30 protein-coding genes are annotated in these 25,090 nt (G+C 71.9%); 8 read left to right on the top strand and 22 right to left on the bottom strand.

Translation table 11 applies throughout. The features are described from left to right. The first annotated feature begins 1 nt into the window (after position 1). The 7 genes from B086_RS0118780 (at position 2) to B086_RS0118750 (ending at position 4,607) form a co-directional block, all read left to right on the top strand. Positions 2 to 241 (top strand): hypothetical protein, encoded by a 240-nt coding sequence (locus B086_RS0118780; protein WP_018567972.1) that lies wholly within the window; start codon positions 2 to 4, stop codon positions 239 to 241. Positions 242 to 331: 90 nt separating this feature from the next. Next, entirely contained in the window at positions 332 to 514 is a 183-nt protein-coding gene (locus B086_RS0118775; protein ID WP_018567971.1) for a hypothetical protein, read from the top strand. Positions 515 to 519: 5 nt separating this feature from the next. Further along, on the top strand, positions 520 to 690 hold the full coding sequence (locus B086_RS45015) for a hypothetical protein (protein WP_018567970.1): 171 nt from the start codon (positions 520 to 522) through the stop codon (positions 688 to 690). Then, the gene (locus B086_RS0118765; RefSeq protein WP_018567969.1) at positions 687 to 1,760 is read left to right on the top strand and encodes a DNA cytosine methyltransferase; all 1,074 of its coding nucleotides are present in this window, start codon (positions 687 to 689) and stop codon (positions 1,758 to 1,760) included. The genes B086_RS45015 and B086_RS0118765 overlap by 4 nt, the downstream gene beginning before the upstream one ends. Next, entirely contained in the window at positions 1,757 to 3,145 is a 1,389-nt protein-coding gene (repSA, locus tag B086_RS0118760) for a replication initiator protein RepSA (RefSeq protein WP_018567968.1), read from the top strand. Before B086_RS0118765 ends, repSA begins: the two co-directional genes overlap by 4 nt. A 2-nt stretch (positions 3,146 to 3,147) precedes the next feature. Continuing rightward, a complete protein-coding gene (locus tag B086_RS0118755; protein WP_037873691.1) occupies positions 3,148 to 3,345 on the top strand; it encodes a helix-turn-helix transcriptional regulator in 198 nt (65 codons plus the stop codon). Then, positions 3,345 to 4,607, top strand: coding sequence for a tyrosine-type recombinase/integrase (locus B086_RS0118750; protein ID WP_018567966.1), 1,263 nt, complete (start codon positions 3,345 to 3,347; stop codon positions 4,605 to 4,607). The genes B086_RS0118755 and B086_RS0118750 overlap by 1 nt, the downstream gene beginning before the upstream one ends. Before the next feature lie 231 nt (positions 4,608 to 4,838). Here the strand turns inward: B086_RS0118750 and B086_RS0118745 are convergent, their stop codons facing one another. The 5 genes from B086_RS0118745 to rpsB all read right to left on the bottom strand — a co-directional run bounded on the left by B086_RS0118745 (position 4,839) and on the right by rpsB (position 9,861). Next, a complete protein-coding gene (locus B086_RS0118745) occupies positions 4,839 to 6,170 on the bottom strand; it encodes a phosphatidate cytidylyltransferase (RefSeq protein ID WP_037873690.1) in 1,332 nt (443 codons plus the stop codon). Then, positions 6,170 to 6,727 carry a ribosome recycling factor gene (frr, locus tag B086_RS0118740; protein WP_018567964.1) on the bottom strand — a complete coding sequence of 186 codons (558 nt, stop codon included), beginning with the start codon at positions 6,725 to 6,727 and terminating at the stop codon, positions 6,170 to 6,172. The genes B086_RS0118745 and frr overlap by 1 nt, the downstream gene beginning before the upstream one ends. A 232-nt stretch (positions 6,728 to 6,959) precedes the next feature. Next, positions 6,960 to 7,718, bottom strand: coding sequence for a UMP kinase (pyrH, locus tag B086_RS0118735; RefSeq protein ID WP_018567963.1), 759 nt, complete (start codon positions 7,716 to 7,718; stop codon positions 6,960 to 6,962). Positions 7,719 to 7,916: 198 nt separating this feature from the next. Then, positions 7,917 to 8,753, bottom strand: a complete 837-nt coding sequence (tsf, locus tag B086_RS0118730; protein WP_018567962.1) for a translation elongation factor Ts — start codon at positions 8,751 to 8,753, stop codon at positions 7,917 to 7,919. A 187-nt stretch (positions 8,754 to 8,940) separates the two neighbouring features. Further along, entirely contained in the window at positions 8,941 to 9,861 is a 921-nt protein-coding gene (gene rpsB, locus B086_RS0118725; RefSeq protein ID WP_018567961.1) for a 30S ribosomal protein S2, read from the bottom strand. A gap of 469 nt (positions 9,862 to 10,330) precedes the next feature. Here rpsB and B086_RS0118720 point away from each other — a divergent pair, with 469 nt between their 5' ends. Beyond that, complete coding sequence (locus B086_RS0118720; protein WP_051115865.1) at positions 10,331 to 10,852, top strand: M23 family metallopeptidase; 522 nt, start codon at positions 10,331 to 10,333, stop codon at positions 10,850 to 10,852. A 114-nt stretch (positions 10,853 to 10,966) separates the two neighbouring features. Here B086_RS0118720 and B086_RS0118715 read toward each other — a convergent pair whose 3' ends face one another. From B086_RS0118715 to B086_RS0118635, 17 genes are all read right to left on the bottom strand, one after another. After that, positions 10,967 to 11,521: a TetR/AcrR family transcriptional regulator gene (locus tag B086_RS0118715; protein WP_018567959.1), complete on the bottom strand. Its 555-nt coding sequence runs from the start codon at positions 11,519 to 11,521 to the stop codon at positions 10,967 to 10,969. A gap of 107 nt (positions 11,522 to 11,628) precedes the next feature. Next, complete coding sequence (gene whiG, locus B086_RS0118710) at positions 11,629 to 12,471, bottom strand: RNA polymerase sigma factor WhiG (protein WP_018567958.1); 843 nt, start codon at positions 12,469 to 12,471, stop codon at positions 11,629 to 11,631. A 271-nt stretch (positions 12,472 to 12,742) separates the two neighbouring features. Beyond that, on the bottom strand, positions 12,743 to 13,846 hold the full coding sequence (dprA, locus tag B086_RS40260; RefSeq protein ID WP_018567957.1) for a DNA-processing protein DprA: 1,104 nt from the start codon (positions 13,844 to 13,846) through the stop codon (positions 12,743 to 12,745). Positions 13,847 to 14,370: 524 nt separating this feature from the next. Next, positions 14,371 to 15,996, bottom strand: coding sequence for a YifB family Mg chelatase-like AAA ATPase (locus B086_RS0118700; RefSeq protein ID WP_018567956.1), 1,626 nt, complete (start codon positions 15,994 to 15,996; stop codon positions 14,371 to 14,373). Beyond that, entirely contained in the window at positions 15,996 to 16,397 is a 402-nt protein-coding gene (locus B086_RS0118695; RefSeq protein WP_078531133.1) for a YraN family protein, read from the bottom strand. Before B086_RS0118695 ends, B086_RS0118700 begins: the two co-directional genes overlap by 1 nt. Before the next feature lie 202 nt (positions 16,398 to 16,599). Continuing rightward, complete coding sequence (locus B086_RS0118690) at positions 16,600 to 16,908, bottom strand: DUF2469 domain-containing protein (RefSeq protein WP_003965949.1); 309 nt, start codon at positions 16,906 to 16,908, stop codon at positions 16,600 to 16,602. A 56-nt stretch (positions 16,909 to 16,964) separates the two neighbouring features. Next, a complete protein-coding gene (locus B086_RS0118685) occupies positions 16,965 to 17,441 on the bottom strand; it encodes an NUDIX hydrolase (protein WP_051115864.1) in 477 nt (158 codons plus the stop codon). A 76-nt stretch (positions 17,442 to 17,517) separates the two neighbouring features. Further along, positions 17,518 to 18,294, bottom strand: coding sequence for a signal peptidase I (gene lepB / locus B086_RS0118680; protein WP_018567953.1), 777 nt, complete (start codon positions 18,292 to 18,294; stop codon positions 17,518 to 17,520). A gap of 151 nt (positions 18,295 to 18,445) precedes the next feature. Further along, positions 18,446 to 19,321: a signal peptidase I gene (gene lepB, locus B086_RS0118675; protein WP_018567952.1), complete on the bottom strand. Its 876-nt coding sequence runs from the start codon at positions 19,319 to 19,321 to the stop codon at positions 18,446 to 18,448. Continuing rightward, positions 19,296 to 20,450, bottom strand: a complete 1,155-nt coding sequence (gene lepB / locus B086_RS40255; protein WP_037873696.1) for a signal peptidase I — start codon at positions 20,448 to 20,450, stop codon at positions 19,296 to 19,298. Before lepB (B086_RS40255) ends, lepB (B086_RS0118675) begins: the two co-directional genes overlap by 26 nt. Further along, a complete protein-coding gene (gene lepB / locus B086_RS0118665) occupies positions 20,443 to 21,174 on the bottom strand; it encodes a signal peptidase I (RefSeq protein ID WP_026252556.1) in 732 nt (243 codons plus the stop codon). Before lepB (B086_RS0118665) ends, lepB (B086_RS40255) begins: the two co-directional genes overlap by 8 nt. A gap of 45 nt (positions 21,175 to 21,219) precedes the next feature. Further along, positions 21,220 to 21,570, bottom strand: a complete 351-nt coding sequence (gene rplS / locus B086_RS0118660; protein ID WP_018567949.1) for a 50S ribosomal protein L19 — start codon at positions 21,568 to 21,570, stop codon at positions 21,220 to 21,222. Between the two features lie 134 nt (positions 21,571 to 21,704). After that, complete coding sequence (gene trmD, locus B086_RS0118655) at positions 21,705 to 22,538, bottom strand: tRNA (guanosine(37)-N1)-methyltransferase TrmD (protein ID WP_018567948.1); 834 nt, start codon at positions 22,536 to 22,538, stop codon at positions 21,705 to 21,707. Further along, positions 22,538 to 23,191, bottom strand: coding sequence for a ribosome maturation factor RimM (gene rimM, locus B086_RS0118650; RefSeq protein ID WP_018567947.1), 654 nt, complete (start codon positions 23,189 to 23,191; stop codon positions 22,538 to 22,540). The genes trmD and rimM overlap by 1 nt, the downstream gene beginning before the upstream one ends. Before the next feature lie 87 nt (positions 23,192 to 23,278). After that, positions 23,279 to 23,518, bottom strand: coding sequence for an RNA-binding protein (locus B086_RS0118645; protein WP_003973401.1), 240 nt, complete (start codon positions 23,516 to 23,518; stop codon positions 23,279 to 23,281). Positions 23,519 to 23,523: 5 nt separating this feature from the next. Beyond that, positions 23,524 to 23,943 carry a 30S ribosomal protein S16 gene (gene rpsP, locus B086_RS0118640; RefSeq protein ID WP_018567946.1) on the bottom strand — a complete coding sequence of 140 codons (420 nt, stop codon included), beginning with the start codon at positions 23,941 to 23,943 and terminating at the stop codon, positions 23,524 to 23,526. 277 nt (positions 23,944 to 24,220) lie between these two features. Further along, complete coding sequence (locus tag B086_RS0118635) at positions 24,221 to 24,820, bottom strand: hypothetical protein (RefSeq protein ID WP_018567945.1); 600 nt, start codon at positions 24,818 to 24,820, stop codon at positions 24,221 to 24,223. Positions 24,821 to 25,090 lie beyond the last annotated feature (270 nt).

Raw genomic sequence — 25,090 nt, 5'->3', positions numbered from 1 at the left:
CATGGGCATCTTCAGCCGCAAGAACAACGACACCACCCCGGCCAACCCGCAGATGGCCGAACTGGGCCGCGAGTTCGCCATCGCCCGCCGCCACGGCGACCGCAAGACCATGCGCCGCATCGGCCGCGAGTTCACCGACACCGCCCGCAGCGACGCCGACACCGCCTCGTTCCAGCACGGCCAGCAGACCTACGACGCCCTGCCCCCGGTCAACCCCCCGCGCCGCAACCGCCGACGCTGACGGCCCCGGGGCGGCTCTCTCGCCAAAGAACCGCCGCCCCGGCGCCTGGACCCTCATCAGATCCAACGGACCCGAAAGGGAACCCTCATCATGCCCCAGCACGCCCCCGCCATGCGCGTCTGCCGCGACTGCGACGGCTACGCCTCGGCCATGGTCACCACCGGCACCCGCCACCCGGACGGCACCCGCGCCACCCTCACCGTCACCTGCCCCACCTGCAAGGGCACCGGCCACCGCACCCCCACCCCCGGCCTCGCCCGCATCGGACGGTGACCGCCGTGGCCTTCCTGAACTGGCGCTCGTCCGAGCACTTCGACCACAGCGGCGACAAGCCGTGCGTCCTGTGCGACAAGCCCACCCCGCTGCGCTCCGACACCGGCAAGCCCGTCCACAAGGTGTGCGCCGAAGCCTGGCTTGACGCCCACCCGTCGAAGGAGGGCGACCGGTGAGCAACCCTGTCGCCTCGCTGGTCCTCGACCTCTTCGCCGGCCCCGGCGGCTGGTCGCAGGGCCTGCGGGCCCTCTGCCTGACCGATACCGGCATCGAGACCGACCCCGCCGTCTGCGCCACCCGCACGGCCGCCGGCCACACCACCATCCGCGCCGACGTAGCCGACCACCCCACCGCACTCCTGCGGCGCAAAGTGTCCGGGCTGATCGGCTCCCCGCCCTGCCAGACGTTCAGCGCCGCCGGCCTGCGCGCCGGGAACACCGACCTGCCCCTGTGCCACCAAGCATTGGACGACCTCGCCCACGGACGCGACACCCGTACCGCCCTCCGCACGGCCTGCGTCGACTCCCGCTCCCTCCTCGTCGTCGAGCCCCTGCGCTACGCCCTGGACCTGCGACCCGACTGGATCGCACTGGAAGAAGTCCCCGCGGTCCTGCCTCTGTTCGAGCACACCGCCCGCCTCCTGACCGGCGTCGGCTACTCGACCTGGACCGGCGTCCTCAACGCGGCCGACTTCGGCCTGGCCCAGACCCGCCGCCGCGCCTTCCTGATCGCCTCCCGCACCCGCCCCGCCCTACCGCCCGAACCCACACACGCCGACGGCGGCACCCCCGTCGACCTCTTCGGTGACGGGCTCCCGCCGTGGCGGACCATGCTCGACGTCCTGGGCTGCCCACCCGGCGTCATCGTCACCCGCGGGAACCACACCACCGGCGGCAGCACCTTCCCCACCACCGGCCCATCCTGGGCGGTCACCGGTCGTGCCCGCTCGTGGATGCTCAAGGTCGGCAACCGGCCCTCCGCGACCCGGCGCCGCCTCGACCAACCCGCTCCGACCCTGCTGTTCGGCAAGGCCCTCAACGACGTCTCCTGGATCGACAACGACGGCACCCCCGTCCGCCGCCTAGCCGTCGAGGAAGCCGCCGTCCTCCAGGGCTTCCCCCCTCATTACCCGTGGGCCGGCTCCCGCACCAAGCAGTTCCAGCAGATCGGCAACGCCGTCCCCCCGCCCCTGGCCACCGCCGTCCTGCGCACCGTCCTCCCGGCCGCTCTGGAGGTGGCCGCGTGACCGACACCGCCCTCGCGGCGGGCCTGGACCCGGCCACCCTCAACGATGTGCTGAGGCTGGCCGGGTCCCCCGGCTTCGACCGCATCCAGGACCAGATCCGCCGCACCGGCGGCTGCGCCGCCCCCATCCGCCTCCAGGGCGCCACCGTCACCCGCGACCGCGCCACCGGGCACGTCCTGCACTCCTACTCGACCGACACCGAACCCGGCGGCGTCCTGCGTCTCGCGTGCGGCAACCGGCGGGCCTCCCGCTGCCCCACCTGCGCCTGGACCTACGCGGGCGACACCTACCACCTCATCCGAGCCGGCCTCGTCGGCGACCCCGCCAAAGGCACCCCCGACACCATCCGGGACCACCCGCGGGCCTTCGCCACCCTCACCGCCCCCTCGTTCGGCCCGGTCCACAACCGGCCCGGCAACCGACCCTGCCGCTGCGGCACCCGCCACCCCGAGGACGCGGCCGAGCTGGGGACTCCGCTCGATCCGGAGAAGTACGACTACGCGGGGGCGGTGCTGTGGAACAACCACGCCTCCGACCTGTGGCGCTACTTCACGATCTACCTCCGCCGAGAGATCGCCAAGCGCGCCGGCCTCACCCAGAAAGCCGCCCGGGAAGCCTCCCGCGTCTCCTTCGGCAAGGTCGCCGAGTACCAGAAACGCGGAGCCGTCCACTTCCACGCCGTCATCCGCTTCGACGGCCCCGAAGGACCCGACAGCCCCCCACCGGCCTGGGCCACCCTCGGCCTGCTCACCGACTCCATCCACGCCGCTGCCGCCCGCGTCGCAGTCGACTTACCCCCGTCCGGCGACCAGCCCGCACGCACCCTGCGCTGGGGCACCCAGCTCGACGTACGCCCGATCCGCGCCTTCGGCGACGGCACGGAGATCACCGAACAGGCCGTCGCCTCCTACGTCGCCAAGTACGCCACCAAAGCCGCCGAGACCACCGGCACCGTCGACCGCCGCATCGGCAACAAAGAAGCCCTGGCCATACTCGGCGTGCCCGACCACCCGGCCCGGCTCATCGCCGCGTGCCTCGACCTCCACGCCCTCTACCCGGACCGCAAGCTACGGGACTGGGCGCACATGCTCGGCTTCCGCGGCCACTTCTCCACCAAGTCCCGCGCCTACTCCACCACCCTCGGCGCCCTGCGCCAGACCCGCGCCGACTACCGCGCCGCACAACAACGCCAAGCCCTCGGCCTGCCCGACCCCGACGACGAGGAAGCCACCACCCTCACCCTCGCCCACTGGGCCTACGCCGGCCACGGCCACACCCCCGGCGAATCCTGGCTCGCCGCCAACACCCGCCGCGACATCCAGCACAACCGCGAAACCGCCCGCGAAGAACTGCCGTACCTGCTCGCCGACGAAAGGGAGTGCTGACCATGGCCTCAGAGCTGCCGACTCGGTTCCTGACCGCTGAGGACCTGGTCGAGATGTTCGAGCTTCCCAGCGTTGAGACGGTCTACCAGTGGCGCCGGAAGCAAACCGGTCCCCGCGGCTTCCGAGTCGGGCGGCATCTGCGCTTCGACCCGCGCGACGTTCGGGCTTGGGTCGACTCGCAGATCGGGCAGGCTGCCTGATGGCCGGCCACATCCAAGACCGCTGGTACAAGACCGAGACCGGGCCGGACGGAAAGCCCGTCAAGGTCAAGACGGAGCGGTACGGCGCCGGCATGCGCTACCGGGCTCGGTACATCGGACCCGACGGCACCGAGAAATCCAAGAGCTTCCCGGACCGACAGAAGCGCCTCGCCGAGAAGTGGCTCACCGACATCGCGTCGGACATGTCGCGCGGTCAGTACATCGACCCCCGCGCGGCTCGCATCACCTTCAAGGGCTACGCCGAAAAGTGGCTTGAGACTCATCACATCGACCCGGCCAGTCAGGTGGTGGTCGAGCAACGGTTACGCCTGCATGCGTTCCGACTGATCGGCTCTCGGCCCCTGGATTCGTTCCGCCCCGAGCACATACGCGGCCTGGTGAGCGCGCTGGAGAACGACCCAGCCGTGAGCGGTGGCTACGCGCGGAACATCTACGGCGACGTGCGGGCCGTGCTCAGTGCGGCGGTTGACGATGGGCTGTTGCCCCGCAACCCCTGCTCCGCAAAGTCCGTCCGCCCGCCGGCCGCTGAACAGCGTCGTGTTGTGCCGTGGCTACCTGACCAGGTTCAGGCGGTCCGCGCCGGACTCCCCCAGCGCTATCGCTCCATGGTGGATCTGGGTGCCGGGTGCGGGCTCCGTCAGGGCGAGGTCGTGGGACTGGCTGAGGAAGCGCTCGACTTCGACGGCGGCATCATTCGTGTGGTCCGGCAGGTGAAGCTCATCCGCGGAAAGGCCGTGTTCGCTCCTCCGAAGTGCAACAAGGAGCGGGACGTACCGTTGCCGCCGTCGGTGGCTGAGGCTCTGCGGGCCCACATGGACGCCTTCAAGCCGGTCGAGATCACGTTGCCCTGGCGCAAGCCGGATGGCCCCAAGGTGTCAGCCCGTCTGCTCTTCACGAACACCGCGAGTGGCCTTGTCTGGCGCAGCAACTTCAACATCCAGGAGTGGAAGCCCGCCCTCGCGGCTGCTGGCCTGATCGCGGAGCCCGGAGCAAACGGCAAGTACCAGTCCGCGCGCGAGCACGGGATGCACGCCCTGAGGCACTTCTACGCCTCGGTGCTCCTGGACGCCGGCGAGAGCATCAAGGCCGTGAGCGAGTACCTGGGCCACTCCGACCCTGGGTTGACGCTGCGGGTGTACGCGCACCTGATGCCGTCGAGCCAGGAGCGGACGAGGAAGGCCGTGGATCGGGTGCTTCTCCCAGCCCCGCGCGAGCCTCACGGCCCAGAGACGGCCCCGTGAGCAAAACCCGGCCCCCTATCCGCGCCAAACGCGCTGGTAGGAAGCCTATTGCTGCCCGACAACTGCAAGTTCTCCGGGCTTGGGCATGGTGGTACCAGTGTCGCAGATCGACTTGGGTGGGCCGGTCGGTGAGGTGAGCGGGGGGCGGGAACGGGCGAGGCCCCTCCCCCGGTGGGGAGGGGCCTCGTATCGGGCTGTGAGGCGGCGCGGGGGCCGGGCCGGGGACCTGGGTCAGGTGGAGCCGACGAAGAGGACCATCAGGAGCCAGACCACCGGGGCGGTGGGGAGGAGGGAGTCGAGGCGGTCCATGATGCCGCCGTGGCCCGGCAGGAGGGTGCCCATGTCCTTGATGCCGAGGTCGCGCTTGATCATGGACTCGCCGAGGTCGCCGAGGGTGGCGCTGGCGGCGACCGCGAGGCCCAGGAGCAGGCCCTGCCACCAGGCTCCGTCGTCGATCAGGAACTGCATGCACAGCGCGCCCGCCACCATGGCGAAGGCGACCGCGCCGAGCAGGCCCTCGCGGGTCTTGCCGGGGCTGATGCGCGGGGCGAGCTTGTGCCTGCCGAAGCGCCAGCCGACGGCGTAGGCGCCGGTGTCGCTGACCACGGTGAGGATCAGGAAGGTCAGGACGCGGTACGGCCCGTCGTGCGCGGTGAGCAGCATCGCCACGAAGGTGGCCAGGAACGGGACGTAGAACGCGGCGAAGACGCCCGCCGTGACGTCCTTGAGGTAGCCCTCCGGCGGCTGGGTCATCCGCCACACCAGGACGGCGAGCGCGGTGAGCGCCATCGCCACCCAGGCGCCCTCGGCGTCCCGGACGTACCCGGCGACCACCATCGCGGCGCCGCCGACCGCCAGCGGCACGAGCGGCGCCTTGATGTCCTTGCGCTCCTGGAGCCGCGAGGTCAGCTCCCACAGGCCGACCACGACGGCGACCGCGATGACGCCCACGAAGACGGCCTTGACGACGAACAGCGACGCGACGATCACCACGCCGAGTCCGAGACCGACGCCTATGGCCGCGCCGAGGTCCCGTCCCGCGCTCTTCTTCTGCGGTGCCTGCGGGGCGGGCGCCGGCTGCGGGGCGTCGGGCATGGGCTCCGGATTCTGCGGCGCCGACCCGTGGGCGGGCGGCGTCCGCGGCATGTCGTAGGGCCGCGGCTGCGGCGCCTCGTACGGCTGCGGATGCGGATGCGGCTGCGGGTGGGACTGCGGCCTGTCGTACGACTGAGGGTGCGGCTGCGGGTGTGCCTGCGGCGGCCTGACCGCGTCGTACGGCTGCTGCGGCTGCGGCTGCGACGGGTCGTACGGCTGCTGCCGCGGCGCCTCGTCGCGGAACAAGGGGCCGCCCGGCATGCGCGCGGCCCCCCGGTCGTCATCCTGGTTTCCGCCGTGTGCGGGCACCTCGGGCACGATGGGCATGGGGCGGGTGTGCTGAGCGCCCGGCGCATCGTACGCGGGGCCCGCGGGGGTGGCCCCCGGGACGGGGACCTGGCCGGGTGCCCCGTCGGCGGGCCCCCAGTACCCGGCTTGCCGCGGCGCTCCCCAGGAAGAGTCGTTCATCAGACCTCGAGCAGCTCCGCTTCCTTGTGCTTGAGCAGCTCGTCCACCTGTGCGACGTACTTCGCGGTGGTGTCGTCGAGCTCCTTCTCCGCACGGCGGCCCTCGTCCTCGCCGACCTCGCCGTCCTTGATCAGCTTGTCGATGGCGTCCTTGGCCTTGCGGCGCACGGAGCGGATGGACACCTTGGCGTCCTCGCCCTTGCCCTTGGCGACCTTGATGTACTCGCGGCGGCGCTCCTCGGTCAGGTCCGGGAACACCACTCGGATGATGTTGCCGTCGTTGCTCGGGTTGACGCCCAGGTCGGAGTCGCGGATCGCCTGCTCGATGTTGCGCAGGGCGGTCTTGTCGAACGGGGTCACGACGGCCATGCGCGGCTCCGGCACGGAGAACGAGGCCAGCTGGTTGATCGGCGTCGGCGCGCCGTAGTAGTCGGCCACGATCTTGTTGAACATCGCCGGGTGCGCACGGCCGGTGCGGATCGCGGCGAAGTCCTCCTTGGCGACCACGACGGCCTTCTCCATCTTCTCCTCGGCCTCGAGGAGGGTCTCTTCGATCACCACTTGCTCCTGCGTGTCTTGAGTAGGCCCGGCTGCGGTTCCTGGTCGGGGCCGCCGTCCGGCTGCGTCGCGTCTTCTTCCTGCACGGTTCCCGACCGGCAGGACATTGTCCATCCCCCGGTCCGGCTCCGTCCCGTCCGTCCCCCGGACAGGTGCCGCACCCCGGACCGTCGCCGGGTGGGGAAGGGCGCCGGGGCGGGACGGGCCGCCGGTCCGGGACGGGTGGGCCCGGTCACTCCCGGCCGGGCTGGTCACCCACAAGCGTGCCGATCTTCTCACCCTTGACGGCGCGGGCGATATTGCCCTCCTTCAGGAGCTCGAAGACGACGATCGGGAGCCGGTTGTCGCGGCACAGCGTGATCGCGGTGGCGTCGGCGACCTTCAGGTCCCGGGTGATGACCTCGCCGTAGCCGAGGGCGTCGAACTTCACGGCGTCCGGGTTGGTCTTCGGGTCGGAGTCGTACACCCCGTCCACGCCGTTCTTGCCCATGAGCAGCGCCTCGGCGTCGATCTCCAGGGCGCGCTGGGCGGCGGTGGTGTCGGTGGAGAAGTACGGCATGCCCATACCGGCGCCGAAGATGACCACACGGCCCTTCTCCAGGTGGCGCACGGCGCGCAGCGGGATGTAGGGCTCGGCGACCTGGCCCATGGTGATGGCGGTCTGGACCCGGGTGTCGATGCCCTCCTTCTCGATGAAGTCCTGGAGGGCGAGGCAGTTCATCACGGTGCCGAGCATGCCCATGTAGTCGGAGCGGGCGCGGTCCATGCCGCGCTGCTGCAACTCGGCGCCGCGGAAGAAGTTGCCGCCGCCGATGACGACCGCGACCTGCGCGCCGTCCCGGACGACGGCGGCGATCTCACGGGCGATGGCGTGCACCACGTCCGGGTCGACGCCCAGGCCCCCGCCACCGGAGAAGGCCTCTCCGGACAGCTTCAGCAGAAACCGGCCGGTCACTTTGCCGTCGTCGCTCTTCTGGGCCTTGGTGGTCATGAGATCCCGCCTCTGTTACGTGGTACACATGCGAAGAAGGCCATTGCCGGTGGGGTGGTTCGCATCCCATGCGGCGGCAATGGCCTCCTCGTCAGTTCTGCTGTCGTCCGCCGTGCGCGCGTGCGCGGTGGCAGGCGCGCGTGGCGTGGACGACTGCTGTCGACCCTATCCGGGTCCGGCGTCCGGCGCGGTGCGGACTCAGATGCCGACCTTGATGCGCGTGAAGCGCTTCAGGGTGACACCGGCCTCGTCCAGCACCTTCTGGACGGACTTCTTGTTGTCCAGCGCGTAGGGCTGGCCGAGCAGGGTGGCGTCCTTGAAGAAGCCGTTCACCCGACCCTCGACGATCTTGGCGATCGCGGCCTCGGGCTTGCCCTCGGCGCGGGTGGTCTCCTCGGCGATGCGGCGCTCCGACTCGACGACCTCGGCCGGCACGTCCTCCTTGGAGAGGTACTTCGGCGCGAAGGCGGCGATGTGCTGGGCGATGCCCTTGGCGACCTCGGCACTCGGCTTGTCCAGCTCGACGAGAACACCGATCTGCGGGGGCAGGTCGGGCATCGTGCGGTGCATGTACGCGGTCACGAAGCCGTCGGAGAACTGCGCGAAGCGGTCCAGGACGATCTTCTCGCCGAGGTTGGCGTTGGCCTCGTCGACGTACGCCTGGACGGTCTTGCCGGCCTCGATCTCGGAGGCGAGCAGGGCCTCCAGGTCGGCCGGGGAGGTCTTGGCGACGTGCTCGGCGATGGTCGTGGCCACGGCCTGGAACTTGTCGCCCTTGGCGACGAAGTCCGTCTCGCACTTCAGCTCGACGAGGACACCGGAGGAGTTGTCGTCGGCGAGGATCGAGACCACGGCGCCGTTCTCGGCGGAGCGGCCCTCGCGCTTGGCGACGCCCTTCTGGCCCTTGATGCGCAGTGCCTCGACGGCCTTCTCGACGTTGCCCTCGGCCTCGTCCAGCGCCTTCTTGCAGTCCATCATGCCGGCGCCCGTGAGCTCACGGAGCTTCTTGACGTCGGCGGCGGTGTAGTTCGCCATGAGTCTGTGAATCTTTCTCGAAGTCTGGAAGATCGAAGATCAGGGGGTCGCGGCCCTTGTACCAGAGTCCACCGACACGCCACCGATCCACGGGTGAACGGCGGGGGCTGCGGGCGCCCCTCCCGTGCCTGCGCGGCACGGGAGGGGTGTGCCGTCGGCCCCCGCCGTCAACTCTGACGTCGGCAGGTCAGGCCTGCTCGCCCTCGGCCTTGACCTCGGTCTCGGTCTCGGCCTTGACCTCGGCGGCGGCCTCCTCGACGGCCTCGGAGACCGGGGCGTCGGGGGCCGGAGCCTCGGCGGCGACCTCGACGGCCTCGGCGGACTCGTCCGCCTTCTTCTCGCCCTCGAGCAGGTCGCGCTCCCACTCGGCGAGCGGCTCGCCCGCGGCCTTCTCACCCTTGTCACCGGCGTTGACGCCGGAACGGGAGATGAGGCCCTCGGCGACGGCGTCGGCGATCACACGGGTGAGCAGGGTGACGGAGCGGATCGCGTCGTCGTTGCCCGGGATCTTGTAGTCGACCTCGTCGGGGTCGCAGTTGGTGTCGAGGATGGCGACGACCGGGATGTTGAGCTTGCGGGCCTCGCCGACCGCGATGTGCTCCTTCTTGGTGTCCACGATCCAGACGGCGCTGGGCACCTTCTGCATCTCGCGGATACCGCCGAGGGTCTTCTCCAGCTTGGCCTTCTCGCGGGAGAGGACCAGCAGCTCCTTCTTGGTGAGGCCGGAGGCGGCCACGTCCTCGAAGTCGATCTGCTCGAGCTCCTTCAGGCGCTGAAGGCGCTTGTAGACGGTCGAGAAGTTGGTGAGCATGCCGCCCAGCCAGCGCTGGTTGACGTAGGGCATGCCGACGCGGGTGGCCTGCTCGGCGATGGCCTCCTGCGCCTGCTTCTTCGTGCCGACGAACATGACCGTGCCGCCGTGGGCCACGGTCTCCTTGACGAACTCGTAGGCGCGGTCGATGTACGACAGCGACTGGAGCAGGTCGATGATGTAGATGCCGTTGCGCTCGGTGAAGATGAAGCGCTTCATCTTCGGGTTCCAGCGACGGGTCTGGTGACCGAAGTGGACGCCGCTCTCCAGCAGCTCCCGCATCGTGACGACGGCCATGGCCGTATCTCCTTGAATTTCTCGGTTGTGCCGCGGGTGCCGGACGGCTCCCGCGCCTGACGCCCGCGGCGCGCCGTGCCACGAAGGACCGAGGGGCGCTGACACCGACCGTTGCCGGCCGGAGTGTCGGGGCGTGCGAAGTCGACCCGGTGACCCGGATCGCCACCAGAAGTGTACGGGACCCGGAAGGTGCCGGGTGACGCCGCTGTCCACAACCGGTGCGTCGTCCACAGACTCCGGCCGATTCCGGCCGTTCGCGGGAGTGTGGAGACATGTCCCGGATGCGGGTGTGCATGCGGGTGCGGGTGCAGCTGCGGCTGCGGATACGGAGGGCGGTGCGGGTGTGGAGCGGTGGGTGGGCCGGTGGCTCGCGGGGCTGTGTCTGGGGGCGACGGCGGTGCTGTCGGTGCCGGTGGCCTGGGGTGCGGGGAGCGCGCGGGACGCCGGGAGCGCGAGGGACGCGGGGGGCGTGAGCGGCACTGCGGGCGCGGGCTCGGGCGCGGGAGCTTCGGCCGATGCGCCGGTGCCCGCGGTGGGCCGGGCCTGGCCGGTGGGGTCACACCCGCCGGTCCTGCGCGGCTGGGAGCCTCCGGCCACGCCCTACGGCCCCGGCCACCGGGGCGTGGACCTGGGCGCGCCACCGGGTACCGCGGTACGCGCGGTGGCGGCCGGTCGTGTCTCCTTCGCCGGAGCCGTGGCCGGGCGGGGCGTGGTCTCCGTGGAACTGGCGGGGACGGGCTCCCCTGCCCTGCGCACGACGTACGAGCCGGTACGGGCGTCCGTGCCCCAGGGCGCCGAGGTGGCGGCCGGTGAGGTCATCGGGACGGTGGAGGCGGCGGAGACGGCTTCCCACTGCGGCCCCGGCTGTCTGCACTGGGGCCTGCTCCGGGGCGAGACCTACCTCGACCCCCTGCTGCTCCTGCCACCCCGGCTGCTGAACAGCGGTCCCGCACGCCTGCTGCCGGTCCTCGGGGTGCCGCTGCCTCCGTGACGGGAGTGGGAGGGGTGGGGGGAGGGAGTGAGGGAGTGGGGCGGGGATGGGGGGCGGGGGGGAGGGAGGGGGTGGGGACCCCGGGGGAGCCGGGGCAGCGAGGCGGTGTGCGGGTCAGCCGCGGACGCCCCGGAGGGCCATCGCCACAGCAGCCTCCGCGACGGCCGAGGGCTCCTCGACTCCCAGCTCGATCCGGCGCACGGCCGCGTCGACCACGCCCTGGAGCAGCATCGCGGCCAGCCGGGGCTGCTCGTGGCCCAGCTCGGCCAGCGCCTCGACGATCATGGCGACCAGTCCGCCGTGCGCGGCCCGGATCTTCTCCCGGGCGCCGGCGTCCAGCTCGCTCGCGGAGATCGCCACGACGGCCCGGTGCCGCCGGTCGCCGACGAGGTCCAGCTGGGCGCGGACGTACGCCTCGACCTTGGGCCCGGGGCCGTCCGCGGCGTCCATGGCCGCCGACACCTCCGCGGCCCAGACCGGGAAGTCGGCCTCGCACAGCTCCTCGACCACGGCGGCCCGCGACCGGAAGTACTCGTACACCGACGAGCGCGCGAGCCCTGTCCGCTCGGCCAGCGCGGGGAAGGTCAGCGCCTCCGTACCGCCCTGGGACAGCAGGGTGCGCGCCGCGTCCAGCAGGGCGGCACGCTGCATCGACCGGTGCTCGGCCACGGAGGCCGCTCGAATCCTTGGCACGTCGTCCACTCTACGGACGCGGCGCCCGCGGCGGGAGTCGCACCGGGCGCACACCGCGTCCCGGGCGGTGTGCGCCCGCACGCTCAGCGGCCGAAACCCGCCAGTTTCGCGCGCAGCTGGAGGACGGACTTGGTGTGGATCTGGCTGACCCTGCTCTCGGTGACGCCGAGCACATTGCCGATCTCGGCGAGCGTGAGGCCCTCGTAGTAGTACAGGGTGACGACGGTCTTCTCCCGCTCGGGCAGTGTGTTGATCGCGCGGGCCAGGAACCGGCGCAGTTCCCGGTCCTCGGCGACCTCCACCGGATTGTCGGCGGCGGTGTCCTCCAGCGTGTCCATCAGGCTCAGCCGGTCCCCGCCGTCGCCGCCCACGTGCAGCAGCTCTTCCAGCGCCACCACGTTGGCCAGCGACAACTGACTGAAGACCGCGTGGAGTTCGTCGACCGCGATGCCCATCTCGGTGGCCACCTCGCCCTCCGAGGGGGTGCGCCGCAGCCGGGCCTCCAGCGTCGCGTACGCCCGCTCGACGTTGCGCGCCTTCTGCCGGACCGACCGGGGGATCCAGTCCAGCGCCCGCAGTTCGTCGATCATGGCGCCGCGGATCCGGGTGATCGCGTACGTCTCGAACTTGATCTCCCGGTCGATGTCGAACTTCTCGATCGCGTCGATGAGCCCGAAGACGCCCGAGGACACGAAGTCGGCCTGTTCCACATTGGGCGGCAGGCCGACGCTCACCCGTCCCGCGACGTACTTCACCAGCGGCGAGTAGTGCAGGATCAGTTGCTCCCGCAGCCTGTCGTCCCCCGTCGCCTTGTACGACCGCCACAGCTCGTCGAGCGTCGAGGGAGCGGGCGGCCGCACGCTGCCACCGTCGCGGGCGGCTGGGGGGATCGCCGCCCGGTCGGACCCGGAGGTGTGCTGGGGCATTCGTCGCCTTGTGCCGTTCTGCCGTGGGATGCGGCTTTCTGGGTGAGCTGTCGGTCTGGGTTCGGTATCGGGTTGTCCGCGTCGGAACCACGTGAGCGTAGCGTGACTGAAGTGTCGCGGTGCGCGAACGACGGGGCACAGCGCGTGCGCAGATACGTTCCGCTAGGCGCTCCACCGGGTCACGCGCGTCACCCTGGGTGATGTGGGGAACGCCCAACTGCGGGAATTTGCGCAGGCGTAGGCGTTCCCCCGGACGGCCGAACACGCTCGGTCAACAAGGCTCCGGATCTCGTCGTCCGGAGATCACCGCCTGGCGTGTCAACTTCCATCCGTCGCCATGTCGTTCGACGTAACCGAGCGAGCGGAGTTCGTAGAGTCCGGCGACCGCGTCGTCCGGTGTGGTGCGGGCGCCGCGGGCGATCTCGGCCGCGGTCGGCGCACCGCGCGCGGGCAGTGCGGCCAGGATCTGCCGTGTCTCGGGTGGCAGCAGGTCGGGCGGGAGGACGGGGCCGCGCCGCTCGGGGGCCAGCTCGCCGATGTCGCCGATCAGCTCGGCGACCTCCGCCGCGTCGGTGACCAGCGTCGCGCCGCCGCGCAGCAGTTCGTGGACGCCTGCCGACAGGGCGCTGGTGGCCGGTCCGGGCACCCCCATGGTGTGCCGGCCCAGGCGCTGTGCGGCCCGTGCGGTGACCAGGGAGCCGCTGCGGTGGGCCGCCTCGACGACCACCGTGCCGCGGGTGAGGGCCGCGATGACCCGGTTGCGGACGATGAATCTGCTGGGTGTGGGGTGCTCGCCCGGCGGCAGTTCGCCGATCACCAGCCCCTGCTGGGCGATCCTGGTGATGAGACCGGTGTGGCCGCGCGGGTAGGGGCGGTCGACGCCGCAGGCCAGCACGGCGACGGTGGCGCCCGCACCGGCGAGCGTGCCGCGGTGGGCCGCGCCGTCGATTCCGTAGGCTCCGCCGGACACCACCACCCAGCCGCGTTCGGTCAGTCCCGCGGCGAGCGTGGCCGCCATGTGCGCGCCGTAGTCGGTGCAGGCGCGGGCGCCGACCAGTGCCACCGACCGCAGCGCCCACATGCGCAGACTGGGCCGGCCGCGCACCCACAGGCCGGTGGGCCGGGCGTCCTCCAGGTCGTCGAGCTGGGCCGGCCACTCGGTGCCGCCGGGGTGCACGAAGCGCACCCCGGTCTCCCGGGCGACGGCGAGGTCCCGCTCGGGGTCGGCCCGGACGGCGCGGGCGCACAGGCCGGCCCACCGTTTGCCCGACACCCCGGGCAGCGGTGGCGTGCCGTCCCGCAGTCGCCGTGCCACGGTCGGTGCGCCCAGTTCCCGCACCCACCGCCCTCCGGTCACGTCCCCGGGCTCCAGCACTCGGCTGAGGAAGACCCGTGCGAGGAGTTCCGTGTCGGGCCCTTCCGGTCGGCCCCCTTCCGGTCGGCCGGGGCCGCCGGGCGGAGCCGCCCCGTCCGGCGGCCCCGGCCGATTCGGTGGGTGAGAGTCCTCCCCTGGGGGCGAGCCCTCGGGCGGGCGCGAGCGGCCGGGCGGGGGTGCCTGAGCGGAAGGTCGCGGGTGTGCGGAGGGCAGCGGATCAGCGGACGCGGAGGCCCCGGCCGGGGCCGATCCGCCGGGCGAGGCCGGCCCACCGCCCGGGGCCGAGCTGCCGGACGAGTCCCGGCCACCGCCTGGGGCCGGATCGCCGGACGAGTCCCGGCCACCGGCCGACGCCCCTCCCCCGGCCCGAAGCCGGTCCCCCGCCGGAAGCCGGTCCCCCACCGGGGTCTGGCCGTCAGCGGGAGTCGAGCGCTCCGGCGAAAGCCGGGCGCCCGCCGGTCCACCGCGCACCGAGACGGTCACGTGGTGGCCCGGAGCGGCCGCGCGGTGGCAGCCCGGGGCGGTCATGTCGTCGCTCCGAGGGCCATGGGGACGCCGCGGGGTACTCCGGTGCGCAGTTGGAGGGCGAGGGCGACGTCCGTGGCGTCGGGGCGGGCGTGGCCGACGAGGTCGGCGACCGTCCAGGCGACGCGGAGCACGCGGTCGAGTCCGCGTGCGGTGAGGAAGCCGCGCTCCAGGCCGCGTTCGGCGTCGTCCATCGCTCCGGGGGCGGCCTGCCAGCGGCTGCGCAGCTCGCGCCCCGGGATTTCGCTGTTGGTGTGCCAGGGGGTGCCGGTGAGCCGGGCGGCCGTGCGCTCGCGGGCGGCCCGTACCCGGTCGGCCACGGTCGCCGTGGACTCGCCGCGGGCGTCCGGGCGGGCCAGTTCTGCGCGGGTGACCGGGTCCACCTCGACGCGCAGGTCGACGCGGTCCAGCAGGGGTCCGGAGAGTCTGGCCTGGTAGCGGCGGATCGCCGCCGGTGAGCACTCGCACAGGGTGTCGCGCTGGGAGAAGCGTCCGCAGGGGCACGGGTTGGCGGCGAGGACCATGAGGAACTTCGCCGGGAACCGTACGACACCGGCGCTGCGGGCGATCACCACATGGCCCGCTTCCAGGGGCTGGCGCAGGGCGTCGAGGGCGTGGCCGCTGAACTCGGGGGTCTCGTCCAGAAAGAGCACGCCCCGGTGGGCGAGGGAGACGGCCCCGGGGCGGGCGATGCCCGGACCGCCGCCGACGAGGGCCTGCATGGTGGCGGAGTGGTGCGGGGCGCAGTAGGGGGCGAGGTCGACCAGTGGTTTGCCCGGTGGCAGCAGTCCGGCCACCGAGTGGACCGCGGTGACCTCCAGGGACTCATGGCGCCGCAGCGGGGGCAGGACGGCGGGCAGGCGCTCGGCGAGCATGGTCTTCCCGGCGCCCGGCGGTCCTTCCAGGAAGAGGTGGTGTCCGCCGGCCGCGGCGACCTCCACGGCCGTGCGGGCGGAGCGCTGGCCGACGACGTCGGCGAGGTCGTGTCCCTGGTCGTTCTGGGCGGCTCCCATGCTGTGCATGCCGGTGGCCGCTCCGGTGCCGGGCATGCGCAGTCCGGCCAGCAGCGGGTCCGGGCGGCCCTGCTCGTCGGGTTCCTCCTGCGGTACGGGTTCGTCGGTGAGGACGGCGATCAGCTGGCGCAGGCTGCGGATGCCGAGCACGGAGATCCCGGGCACGAGGGTGGCCTCGGCGGCGGCGCACTCGGGTACGACCACCTGTTCGTATCCGGCGTCGGCGGCGGCCAGGACGGCGGGGAGGATGCCGCGCACGGGGCGTACCCGGCCGTCCAGGCCCAGTTCGCCGATCATGACGATGTCGGCGAGCACCCGGGGGTCGATCCGCTCGGCGGCGCCGAGCACCGCGCAGGCCACGGCGAGGTCGAAGCCGCTGCCGGCCTTGGGCACCGAGGCGGGGCTGAGTCCCACGGTGAGTTTCTTCTGTGGCCATTCGGCGCCGGAGTTGACGACCGCGGCCCGGACCCGGTCGCGGCTCTCGGTGAGGCTCTTGTCGGGCAGTCCCACCAGGGTGAAGGCGGCGACGCCGGGTTCGAGGTCGGCCTGGACCTCGACGACGACGCCCTCGACCCCGACGAGGGCCACGGAGCACGTACGGGCGAATCCCATCAGGCGGCCCCCCGTACGTGCTCGACGACGGGTGCGCCGCGCGGGGGCAGCCGGACGCCGACCAGGTCGATGCGGACGCCGCCGGGCGGGGCTCCGCCGTGGGACTGGATCCAGCGTTCGGCGAGGCCGCGCAGTCGTTCGGCCTTCTCGGGGGTGACCGCGGCCATCGGGTGCTGGAAGGCTCCGGACCTGCGGGTCTTCACCTCGCAGACGACCAGGATGTCGCCGTCGAGGGCCACGATGTCGATCTCGCCCGTCCTGCCGCAGCGCCAGTTGCGCTCCAGGACCGTCATGCCCGCCTGGGCCAGCCTGCGGGCGGCCAGCCCTTCTCCGTACCTGCCGAGTGCGCTGCGCGCCTGTTGCGTGGTCATGTCGGCACCACCTCCGGCGCCAACGTTCACGGATCAGGAGCCGCCGAGTGGATCTTGGTGTGCTACTCGTGGGTTGTGGACAACTCCGTCACTCCCGCGAGTGAAATCCCGGGCGCGTGTCTCCCGGGCCGCGGCGCCCGCCCCCTCGCGGCGCCCGCCCCCTCGTGGCACCGCCCGCCGCGTCCTCTCTCACGACCGTGCCGCGCCTCTCACGACCGCGACCGCGTCCGGCTCAGCCGCCCGGCAGTTCCAGGTCGCTCTTGTTCAGCTCCTCGATGTTCACGTCCTTGAACGTGAGGACGCGCACCTGCTTGACGAACCGGGCCGGCCTGTACATGTCCCACACCCAGGCGTCGGCCATCGACACCTCGAAGAACACCTCGCCCTGGACCGAGTGCACCTGCATCTCGTAGTCGTTCGTGAGGTAGAAGCGCCGCTCGGTCTCGATCACGTATTTGAACAGACCGACGACATCGCGGTACTCCCGGTAGAGCTTCAGCTCCATCTCGGTCTCGTACTTCTCGAGGTCCTCGGCGCTCATGGCATGTTCCCCTTCAGCCGTGCGGTCCCCCCATTGTGCGCCAGTCCCGGGGGCCCCTAGACGATTTCGGTGTCCAGGGTCACGGGCGCGGGCGGGGGACCTTCGTCGAGCAGTGCGCGCAGCAGCCCGGCGAGTCTGGTCGGGTACACGGTCTCATGCGTCCGCTCCAGTTCCCGATACGTCCACCAGCGCGCTCCGGCGACGCTCAGCCGCTCCAGTTCGGTCAGGGCCGTGGCCGCGGTCTCCGTCTGTGTCGTACGGGCCAGGAAGTACCACTCGTCCTGGTCCCAGCGGCGGCCGGCGAACGGGAAGGAGCAGCGGCGGCGCCAGAGCACCGGGCCGAGCCGCACGTCGGTGATGCCGGTCTCCTCGGCGAGTTCGCGCAGGGCGGCCTGCTCGCGGGTCTCGTCGCCCTCCAGGCCGCCGCCGGGCGTGAACCACCAGTCGTCGGTCTCGTCGTCCGGCTCGTGGCCGTGCAGGAGCAGGACGCGGTCCTCGGGGTCCAGCAGGACCACCCGCGCCACCTTGCGCAGCCCGCCGTCGTACCCGTCCGCGCCGTGCCCGGCGTCCGCGCCGTGCCCCTCCGCGCCGTGCCCGGCGTCCGTGCTGTCAGCGGGCACGGGCCGGCTCCGTCCGGGTCCGGCCGCGGCCGCCGCCCAGCAGCCTGGCGACCGGGCCGTACGCGCCGCCCGCCAGGACCAGCACGGCACCCGCGACGATCAGGGCGATGATCGTGCGCAGCGGGCCGGGCTGCGAGAGCGCGCCCAGCTCGGCGAACCCGGTGGGGCGCTCCAGCATGCCCTTCATGGGCCAGATCACGGAGTCGACGCGGGCGGTGACGTCGGTGCGGGCGACGGTGCCCCGGGCGGCGTCGGTGAGGTGGGCGGTGGAGTCCAGCGAGCCCTGGCGTTCGTCGCCGAGCAGGAACAGCCGTCCCTCGGGCACCTTCACGGTGGTGAAGCCCGTCAGTTCGGCGGGGCCGCCCTTCAGATAGGGCTCGTCGATCTGCTTGCCGTTGACGGTGAGCCTGCCCCGGGTGCAGCAGGAGACCGTGTCGCCGCCGACGGCGACCACGCGCTTGACCACGGGGGCGTCCGCCACCCAGGTCCTGTCGTGGAAGACGACGACGTCGCCGCGGCGCACCTCCTCGCCGTCGACGCGCTGGGCGAGCACGCGGTCGCCGATGCCGATGGTCGGGGACATCGAGCTGGTGGGCACGGTGTAGGGCCGGTAGACGACGGCCGCCCACGCGAAGCCGCCGAGGAACAGCACCATGCCGAGCGCCACGGCCAGTCCGGACAGCCGCTGTCCGGTCCTGCCGCCCGCCGGTGCCTTGCCGGTGCCGCCGCCGCGCGGGGCCGTACGTGTCGTGCTCTCGCCACCCATGGATCCGCACCCTACCCGGCGGTACCGGCCCCGGGCAGCCCCCTTCGGGGCCCCGGGCAGCGGCTCCACGGGGCTTCCCGCACGGGGGCTTCGCGGAAGCGGACGGCGCGGACGGACCATGTCCGTCCGCGCCGTCTCGGGTCTCACGGGTTCAGCGGCCGCCGGTGGCCGTGGTGGGCGTGCCGGTGCCGTTCTCCGCCTTCAGGACGCGCCTGCGGCGCCACACCACCAGCGGCACGGCCGCGGTGAGGGCCACGCCACCGGGTGCCACGGTCAGCGCGCCGGCCGCCGAGGGCTGCTCGCCGATGCCCTTCTGGTCGAAGGTGTCGGGGACGGGCAGGGTGCCCCAGCGGTTGATCGGCCAGGCCCGCACGATGGCGCGGCCCACGACCTCCTTGACCGGGACCATGCCGTGGTTCTTGTCGGCCTGGTTGTAGCGCGAGTCGCGGGAATTCTGCCGGTGGTCGCCCATGACCCAGATGAAGCCCTCGGGGACCTTGACCTTGAACTGGCCGCCCTGGTCGTCCTGGCTGCACGGTGTGTTGCCGGGGTAGACGTACGACGACTCGTTCAGCGCCTTGCCGTTGACGAGCAGGGGGCCGGTGCCGTGGCACTCGACGGTGTCGCCGCCGACGCCGATGACCCGCTTGATCAGGTCCTTCTCCTCGGCGGACGGCATCAGGCCGATCCAGCTGAGCACTGTCTGGAGGGCGTTGGGGCTGGCGGTGGGCTCACCGGCCAGCCAGTCGTCCGGGTCGTGGAAGACGACGACCTCGCCCCGCTCGGGCTCGGAGCCGAACCACGGGGTGAGCTTGTCGACCAGGACCCGGTCGCCGCGCTGGAGGGTGTCCTGCATCGAGTCCGACGGGATGGAGAACGCCTGGACGAGGAACGTCTTGATCAGGAGCGCCAGCACCAGGGCGATGACGATCAGGATCGGCAGCTCCTTCCAGAAGGAGCGGGGTTTCTTCGCCTCCCCGGTGCCGCCGTCCGCTGCCTGCTCATCGCTCTGGCTGTGCTCCGTCACCGTGCCGTCCTCGGCTGTCGTGCTCTTGTTCCCGGAGGTCACGGTGCCGTCCGCGGCAGGACCCGCCGCGTCCACGGGGTGTCCGCGGTGCTCCTCGCCGTCGCTGCCGGACCGTGCGCCAACCGCCACATCCCCCACGCCAACTCCTCACTCCTCGCCGCAGCCCGCCCCGTGCACGGTGCAGGCCCACCACTCCCATAACGAGCGGGAGTTCCGCAGGGCTCGGGAGTTGAACCGATCTGTTGGGATCGTAGCGGGCAACCCTATGCGACGGCGGCCCGGCGGCGTCCGACCCGGCCGCCGCGTCGGAGCCCGCGCCGGTCACCTCCGAGAACGTCTCCGGCTCTCTGAGCGTGCGCCAGTGGCCGAACGGCCAGCCGATGACGAGGGCCCTGCCCACCACGGACTTCTCGGAGACCGTACCGCCGTACGCGGTGTCCCGGTGGGCACGCGAGTCGGCCGAGTTGCCCCGGTGGTCGCCCATCACCCACAGGCGTCCCTCAGGGACCGTGATGTCGAACGGGGTGTCGGAGGGAGCGTTGCCCGGATAGAGGTAGTCGCCCTCGTCCAGGGGAACGCCGTTGACGGTCACCCGGCCCTGCTTGTCACAGCACTTGACGTGGTCTCCGCCGACCCCGACGACCCGCTTGATCAGGTCCTTCTCGTTGTCGGAGGGCAGCAGGCCGATGAAGGCGAGGCCCTCCTTGACCTGTTTGACGACCACGGGGTCGTGCTTCTTCGCCGTCTCCTCCCCGTCCAGCCAGCCGCCCGGGTCGCGGAAGACGACGACGTCCCCGCGCGCGGGCTTCGCGCCGAACCACGGGGTGAACTTGTCGACCAGGACGCGGTCGCCGATGCGGATCGTCTGCTCCATGGAGCCCGACGGGATCACGAACGCCTGCACCAGGAAGGTCTTCAGCACCAGCGCGATGAGCACGGCCACGCCGACCAGCAGCGGTATCTCCTGGACCGCGGAACGCCGCCGCCTGCGCTTGACCTTGCGCTGGAGCTTGCGGCGCTCCGCGCGGGTGCGTCCGCCGGCCGGGCCGGAGGGCCGCCGGGTCCCGGCGGGCGGCGGCTCCTCCTCGGCGGCGGTCTGGGCGCCGCGCGGCCTGCCGCGGCTACCCATGGGTGCCGCCCGCGGAGCCGGCGGCACCCACGCGCGCGTACGCGTCCGGACGGGTGATGCGGGTCCAGTGGCCGAAGGGCCACACGATCCAGTCGGCCCGGCCGATCACGTCCCCGACCGGCACCATGCCGCCGCCCGGGGAACCCAGGTGGTCGCGTGAGTCGCTGGAGTCGTCGCGGTGGTCGCCGAGCAGGAACAGCCTGCCGCCGGGGACCACGACGTCGAAGGGGACCGTGGAGGGACTGTCACCCGGACGAAGGAAGGCCGACTCGTCGACCGGTGTGCCGTTCACCTCGATCCTGCCCTCCTTGTCACAGCAGACCACATGGTCTCCCCCCACACCCACAACGCGCTTGATGTAGTCGGCGTCACCGAAATAGCCGGAGCCGTCGAACACGACGACATCACCGCGCCGCGGTCCGGCACCGAACCGGTACGCCGTCTTGTTCACGAGGACCCGGTCCCCGACGCCCAGTCCCGGCTCCATCGAGCGGCTGGGGATCTGGAAGGGCTGCGCCACGAACACGTTGAGGAGCAGCAGGAGGGCCAGGCCGAGCAGCGCGGCCAGGGTGAGCCGCCCGCCGGGGACGGCGCCGGTGAGGCGCGCCGCCAACGACGAACGCGACCGCTCCTCCGGTCCCTGTGCGTCCGGGGTCCCTTCGGATCCGGCGGCAGCGGGGCGGGAGGAGCGGTCGCGCTCGCTCGGCTGTGCTTCGGTGTCCATCGGGGCGGAATGCTATCCCGCCCGGCCGTGAACCCCGGAAGGCACTCAGCTCTCGCGCTTCTCCTTGATCTTCGCGGCCTTGCCGCGCAGCTCACGGAGGTAGTACAGCTTGGCGCGGCGCACGTCGCCACGGGTGACCAGCTCGATCTTCTCGACGATCGGGGTGTGCACCGGGAAGGTGCGCTCGACGCCGACGGAGAACGAGACCTTGCGGACCGTGAAGGTCTCGCGCACGCCGGAACCCTGGCGGCGGATCACCACGCCCTTGAACTGCTGCACACGGGAGCGGTTGCCCTCGATGACACGGACGTGGACGTTGACGGTGTCACCCGGCCGGAAGGCGGGGACGTCGTCGCGGATCGACGCGGCGTCGACGGTGTCGAGCAGGTGAGACATGTCTCTGCTTTCTTCGCTGATGCCACAGGTCATCAACGGCAACTAGGATTTTCCGGAAGGTCTGCCGGGCGGTCGGGGCGGTCGTCGTGTCCCCCCGTGGCAGGGGCGGCCGCCGGACGGCGCACAGCAGCGGCCTATTCTTCCACGTCGTCGGCCCTGCGCCAAAATCGGCCGTACCGCTCGCCCGCCGGGTCCGGGGCCCAGCCCAGGATGGAGAGCATCTCGCGGTCCTTCTTGTCGAACGCGGCGGGCGCGCAGCGTTCGATGAGGTCGGGCCGGTTGGCGGTGGTGCGCCGCAGCGCCTCGTCGCGGCGCCAGCGGGCGATCTTCCCGTGGTGCCCGCTGAGCAGCACGTCGGGGATGTCCCGCCCGCGCCACAGCGGGGGCTTGGTGTAGACGGGCCCCTCCAGGAGGCTCGCCATGGCGCCGGGCGCGAAGGAGTCGTCGCGGTGGGACTCGGCGTTGCCGAGGACGCCCGGCAGCAGACGGGCCACGGCCTCGGTGACGACCAGGACGGCGGCCTCCCCGCCGGCCAGGACGTAGTCGCCGATGGAGACCTCGTGGACGGGTATCCGGGTGGCGTACTCGTCCATGACGCGGCGGTCGATGCCCTCGTAGCGGGCCGGGGTGAAGATCAGCCAGGGGCGCTCGGACAGTTCGACGGCGAGTTCCTGGGTGAACGGCCGTCCGCTGGGGGTCGGCACGATCAGCGCGGGGGTGTGCGCCCCCGACTCGTAGCCGTCGGCGAGGACGGTGTCCAGGGCGTCGCCCCAGGGGTCGGTCTTCATGACCATGCCGGGGCCGCCGCCGTAGGGCGTGTCGTCGACGGTGTTGTGCCGGTCGTACGTCCAGGCGCGCAGGTCGTGCACGTGCACGTTCAGCTGTCCACGCGCGCGTGCCTTGCCGACGAGGGAGACGTTCAGCGGTTCGAGGTACTCGGGGAAGATCGTGACGACGTCGAGGCGCATCACGAGGCGTCCCCCGGCTTCGCCGGGTCGCCGGATCCGTCCGGGCCCTCGCCGGATTCGCCGGACTCGGCGGGCTCGTCGGGCGCGGCGGAGTCGCCGGACTCGGCAGGCCCGGCGGCGTCCCGGGCGGAGGCGATCTCGGCGCGGTCGTCGATCAGGCCGGGCGGCGGGGTGATGACGGCCCGCTGCTCCTCCAGGTCGATCTCGGCGACGATCTCCGCCACGAAGGGGATCATGACCTCGGTGCCGTCCGGGCGCTCCACGATGAACAGGTCCTGCGAGGGCAGGTGCGAGATCTCGGTGATCCGGCCGACCTCGGTGCCGTCCTCGGTGACCACGTCCAGGTCCATGAGCTGATGGTCGTAGAACTCGTCCTCGTCCTCGGGCAGCTCGTCCGGGTCGACGTCGGCGATCAGCAGGGTGTTGCGCAGGGCCTCGGCGCCGTCGCGGCCGGTGACGCCGTCGAAGCGCAGGAGCAGCCGTCCGCTGTGGACACGGCCGGTGGCGATGGTCAGCGGTCCGGCGGAGGCGGGGTCGGTGGCGAGTACGGCACCGGGGGCGAGTCTCAGTTCCGGCTCGTCCGTGCGTACCTCCACGGTCACCTCGCCCTTGATGCCGTGGGCACGGCCGATCCGTGCGACTACCAGCTGCACTGTGCTCGATCTCCTGTCATACGACTGCGGGCCGGGGACGGCCCAGTGGCCCTCCCCGGCCCGAGCCGGTTGCGATGCGGTGAAGCGTCAGCGGACGTGGTCCACGTCGACGAGGTCGACCCGGACGCCCCGGCCGCCGATGGCGCCCACGACGGTACGCAGGGCGCGTGCGGTGCGGCCGTTGCGGCCGATCACCTTGCCGAGGTCGTCGGGGTGGACCCGGACCTCGAGCACACGTCCGCGGCGCAGGTTGCGCGAGGCCACCTGCACATCGTCAGGGTTGTCGACGATGCCCTTCACGAGGTGCTCAAGCGCCTCTTCGAGCATGCTGCTCAGGCCTCGGAGGACTCGGACTCGGCAGCCGCCTCGTCCTTCTTCTCAGCCTTCTTCTTCTGGGTGATGGCCTCACCCTTGCCCTCGTCCTCGCCGCCGAGCGACTCGAACGACGGACGGGCGGCCTTCTCCTGCGGCTGGAGCAGCGGAGCCGGGGCGGGCTCGCCCTTGAACTTCTGCCAGTCGCCGGTCTTCTTCAGGATGGCGAGCACGGGCTCGGTCGGCTGGGCGCCGACGGAGAGCCAGTACGCCACGCGGTCCGCGTCGACCTCGATGCGCGAGGGGTTCTGCACCGGGTGGTACAGACCGATCTCCTCGATGGCCCGGCCGTCACGGCGGGTACGGGAGTCGGCGACGACGATGCGGTAGTGAGGCGAACGGATCTTGCCCAGACGCTTCAGCTTGATCTTGACTGCCACGGGAGTGGGTTCTCCTGATTTTTGACGTGGTGGGGCACGGCGGGACGCCGCGTGGGGTTGCGGTACCCGAGTGCCCGACGGACGCGTCAGCCGGAGGAGAGAGGGTTCCTGTGCGGCTGTCGAGTACAGCTAGCCATTGTGCCACACCTCAAGGTGCCCTTCCGGCGCGGGGTGGGCCGCACCGGGGCACGCCTCAGGGGCACCCGGCGGACGGGTGCCGTGGCACCGGGGACGCCGGACGGCGGCCGGAGCGCGGCTGCCACGAGCAGCCGCGGTCTCAGCCCGCCGCGCCGACGACCTCCGGGATCCGGAACGGCTTGCCGCAGCCGCCGCACACGATCGGGGCCTGGGCCAGCACCGAGGGGACGACGCGCACATTGCGCCCGCAGTCGCAGACGGCCTTGACGCGGACCCCTCCCCCGGAGGAACCGTGCCGGGCGGCCGGACCGCGGAAGCTGCGGCCGGTGTCGGCGGAGGTGGCCGCCGTGTGCGCCTTCAGGGCGCGCTGGAGGCGCTCGATCGTCGGGCGGTAGCGGCGCTTGGCCTCGGGGCTGAGCGTGACCAGGGAGAAGCCGCTGCTCGGGTGCGGCTCGTCGGGGTGGTCGAGGCCCAGCTCCTCGGCGATCGCCAGGAACCGGCGGTTGTGGTATCGGCCGGCGCGGGAGGTGTCGCGCACCCCGCGCGCCGCGGCGATGCCGTGGACTGCCTCGTGCAGCAGTCGCTCGAAGGAGAGTTCGTGCCCGCACGCGGACGACGACTCCCCGATCAGGGACTCGGGTGCGGCGAGATCGGGCAGCTCGGGGTGGTACCGCTGAATGTCGGCCCACGCCTGTGCCAGCTCCGCGGCGAGAACAGGTGGTGTCTGTGTCGTGCTCACGTAATGACAACGAGCGGGAGGGCCACTGTGTTCCTATTCCGGGGCATCCCAAATAATTTGCACGTACCCGTCAGTTGGCACCGATGCGTCCTGACGAGGGCGGGTGCGCTGATCTGCGGAGAAGCCTCACAGCTCATACCAAGGTGGTGCGTAGCCCCGCGTACGCACCGGGCGCGCGGATCTCCACGCGCGCCGGTGTACAGGTGTTCCCGCGGTGTACAAGAGACGTTTCGGCCGCTTCCCGGACGGGTGCCGTATCTCCCTCAGCGT

The sequence above is a fragment of the Streptomyces sp. PsTaAH-124 genome, from assembly GCF_000373685.1.
Lineage (GTDB): Bacteria > Actinomycetota > Actinomycetes > Streptomycetales > Streptomycetaceae > Streptomyces > Streptomyces andamanensis.
The sequence above is the reverse complement of the archived record's forward strand: the minus strand, read 5'-3'. Positions and strand labels throughout refer to the sequence as shown.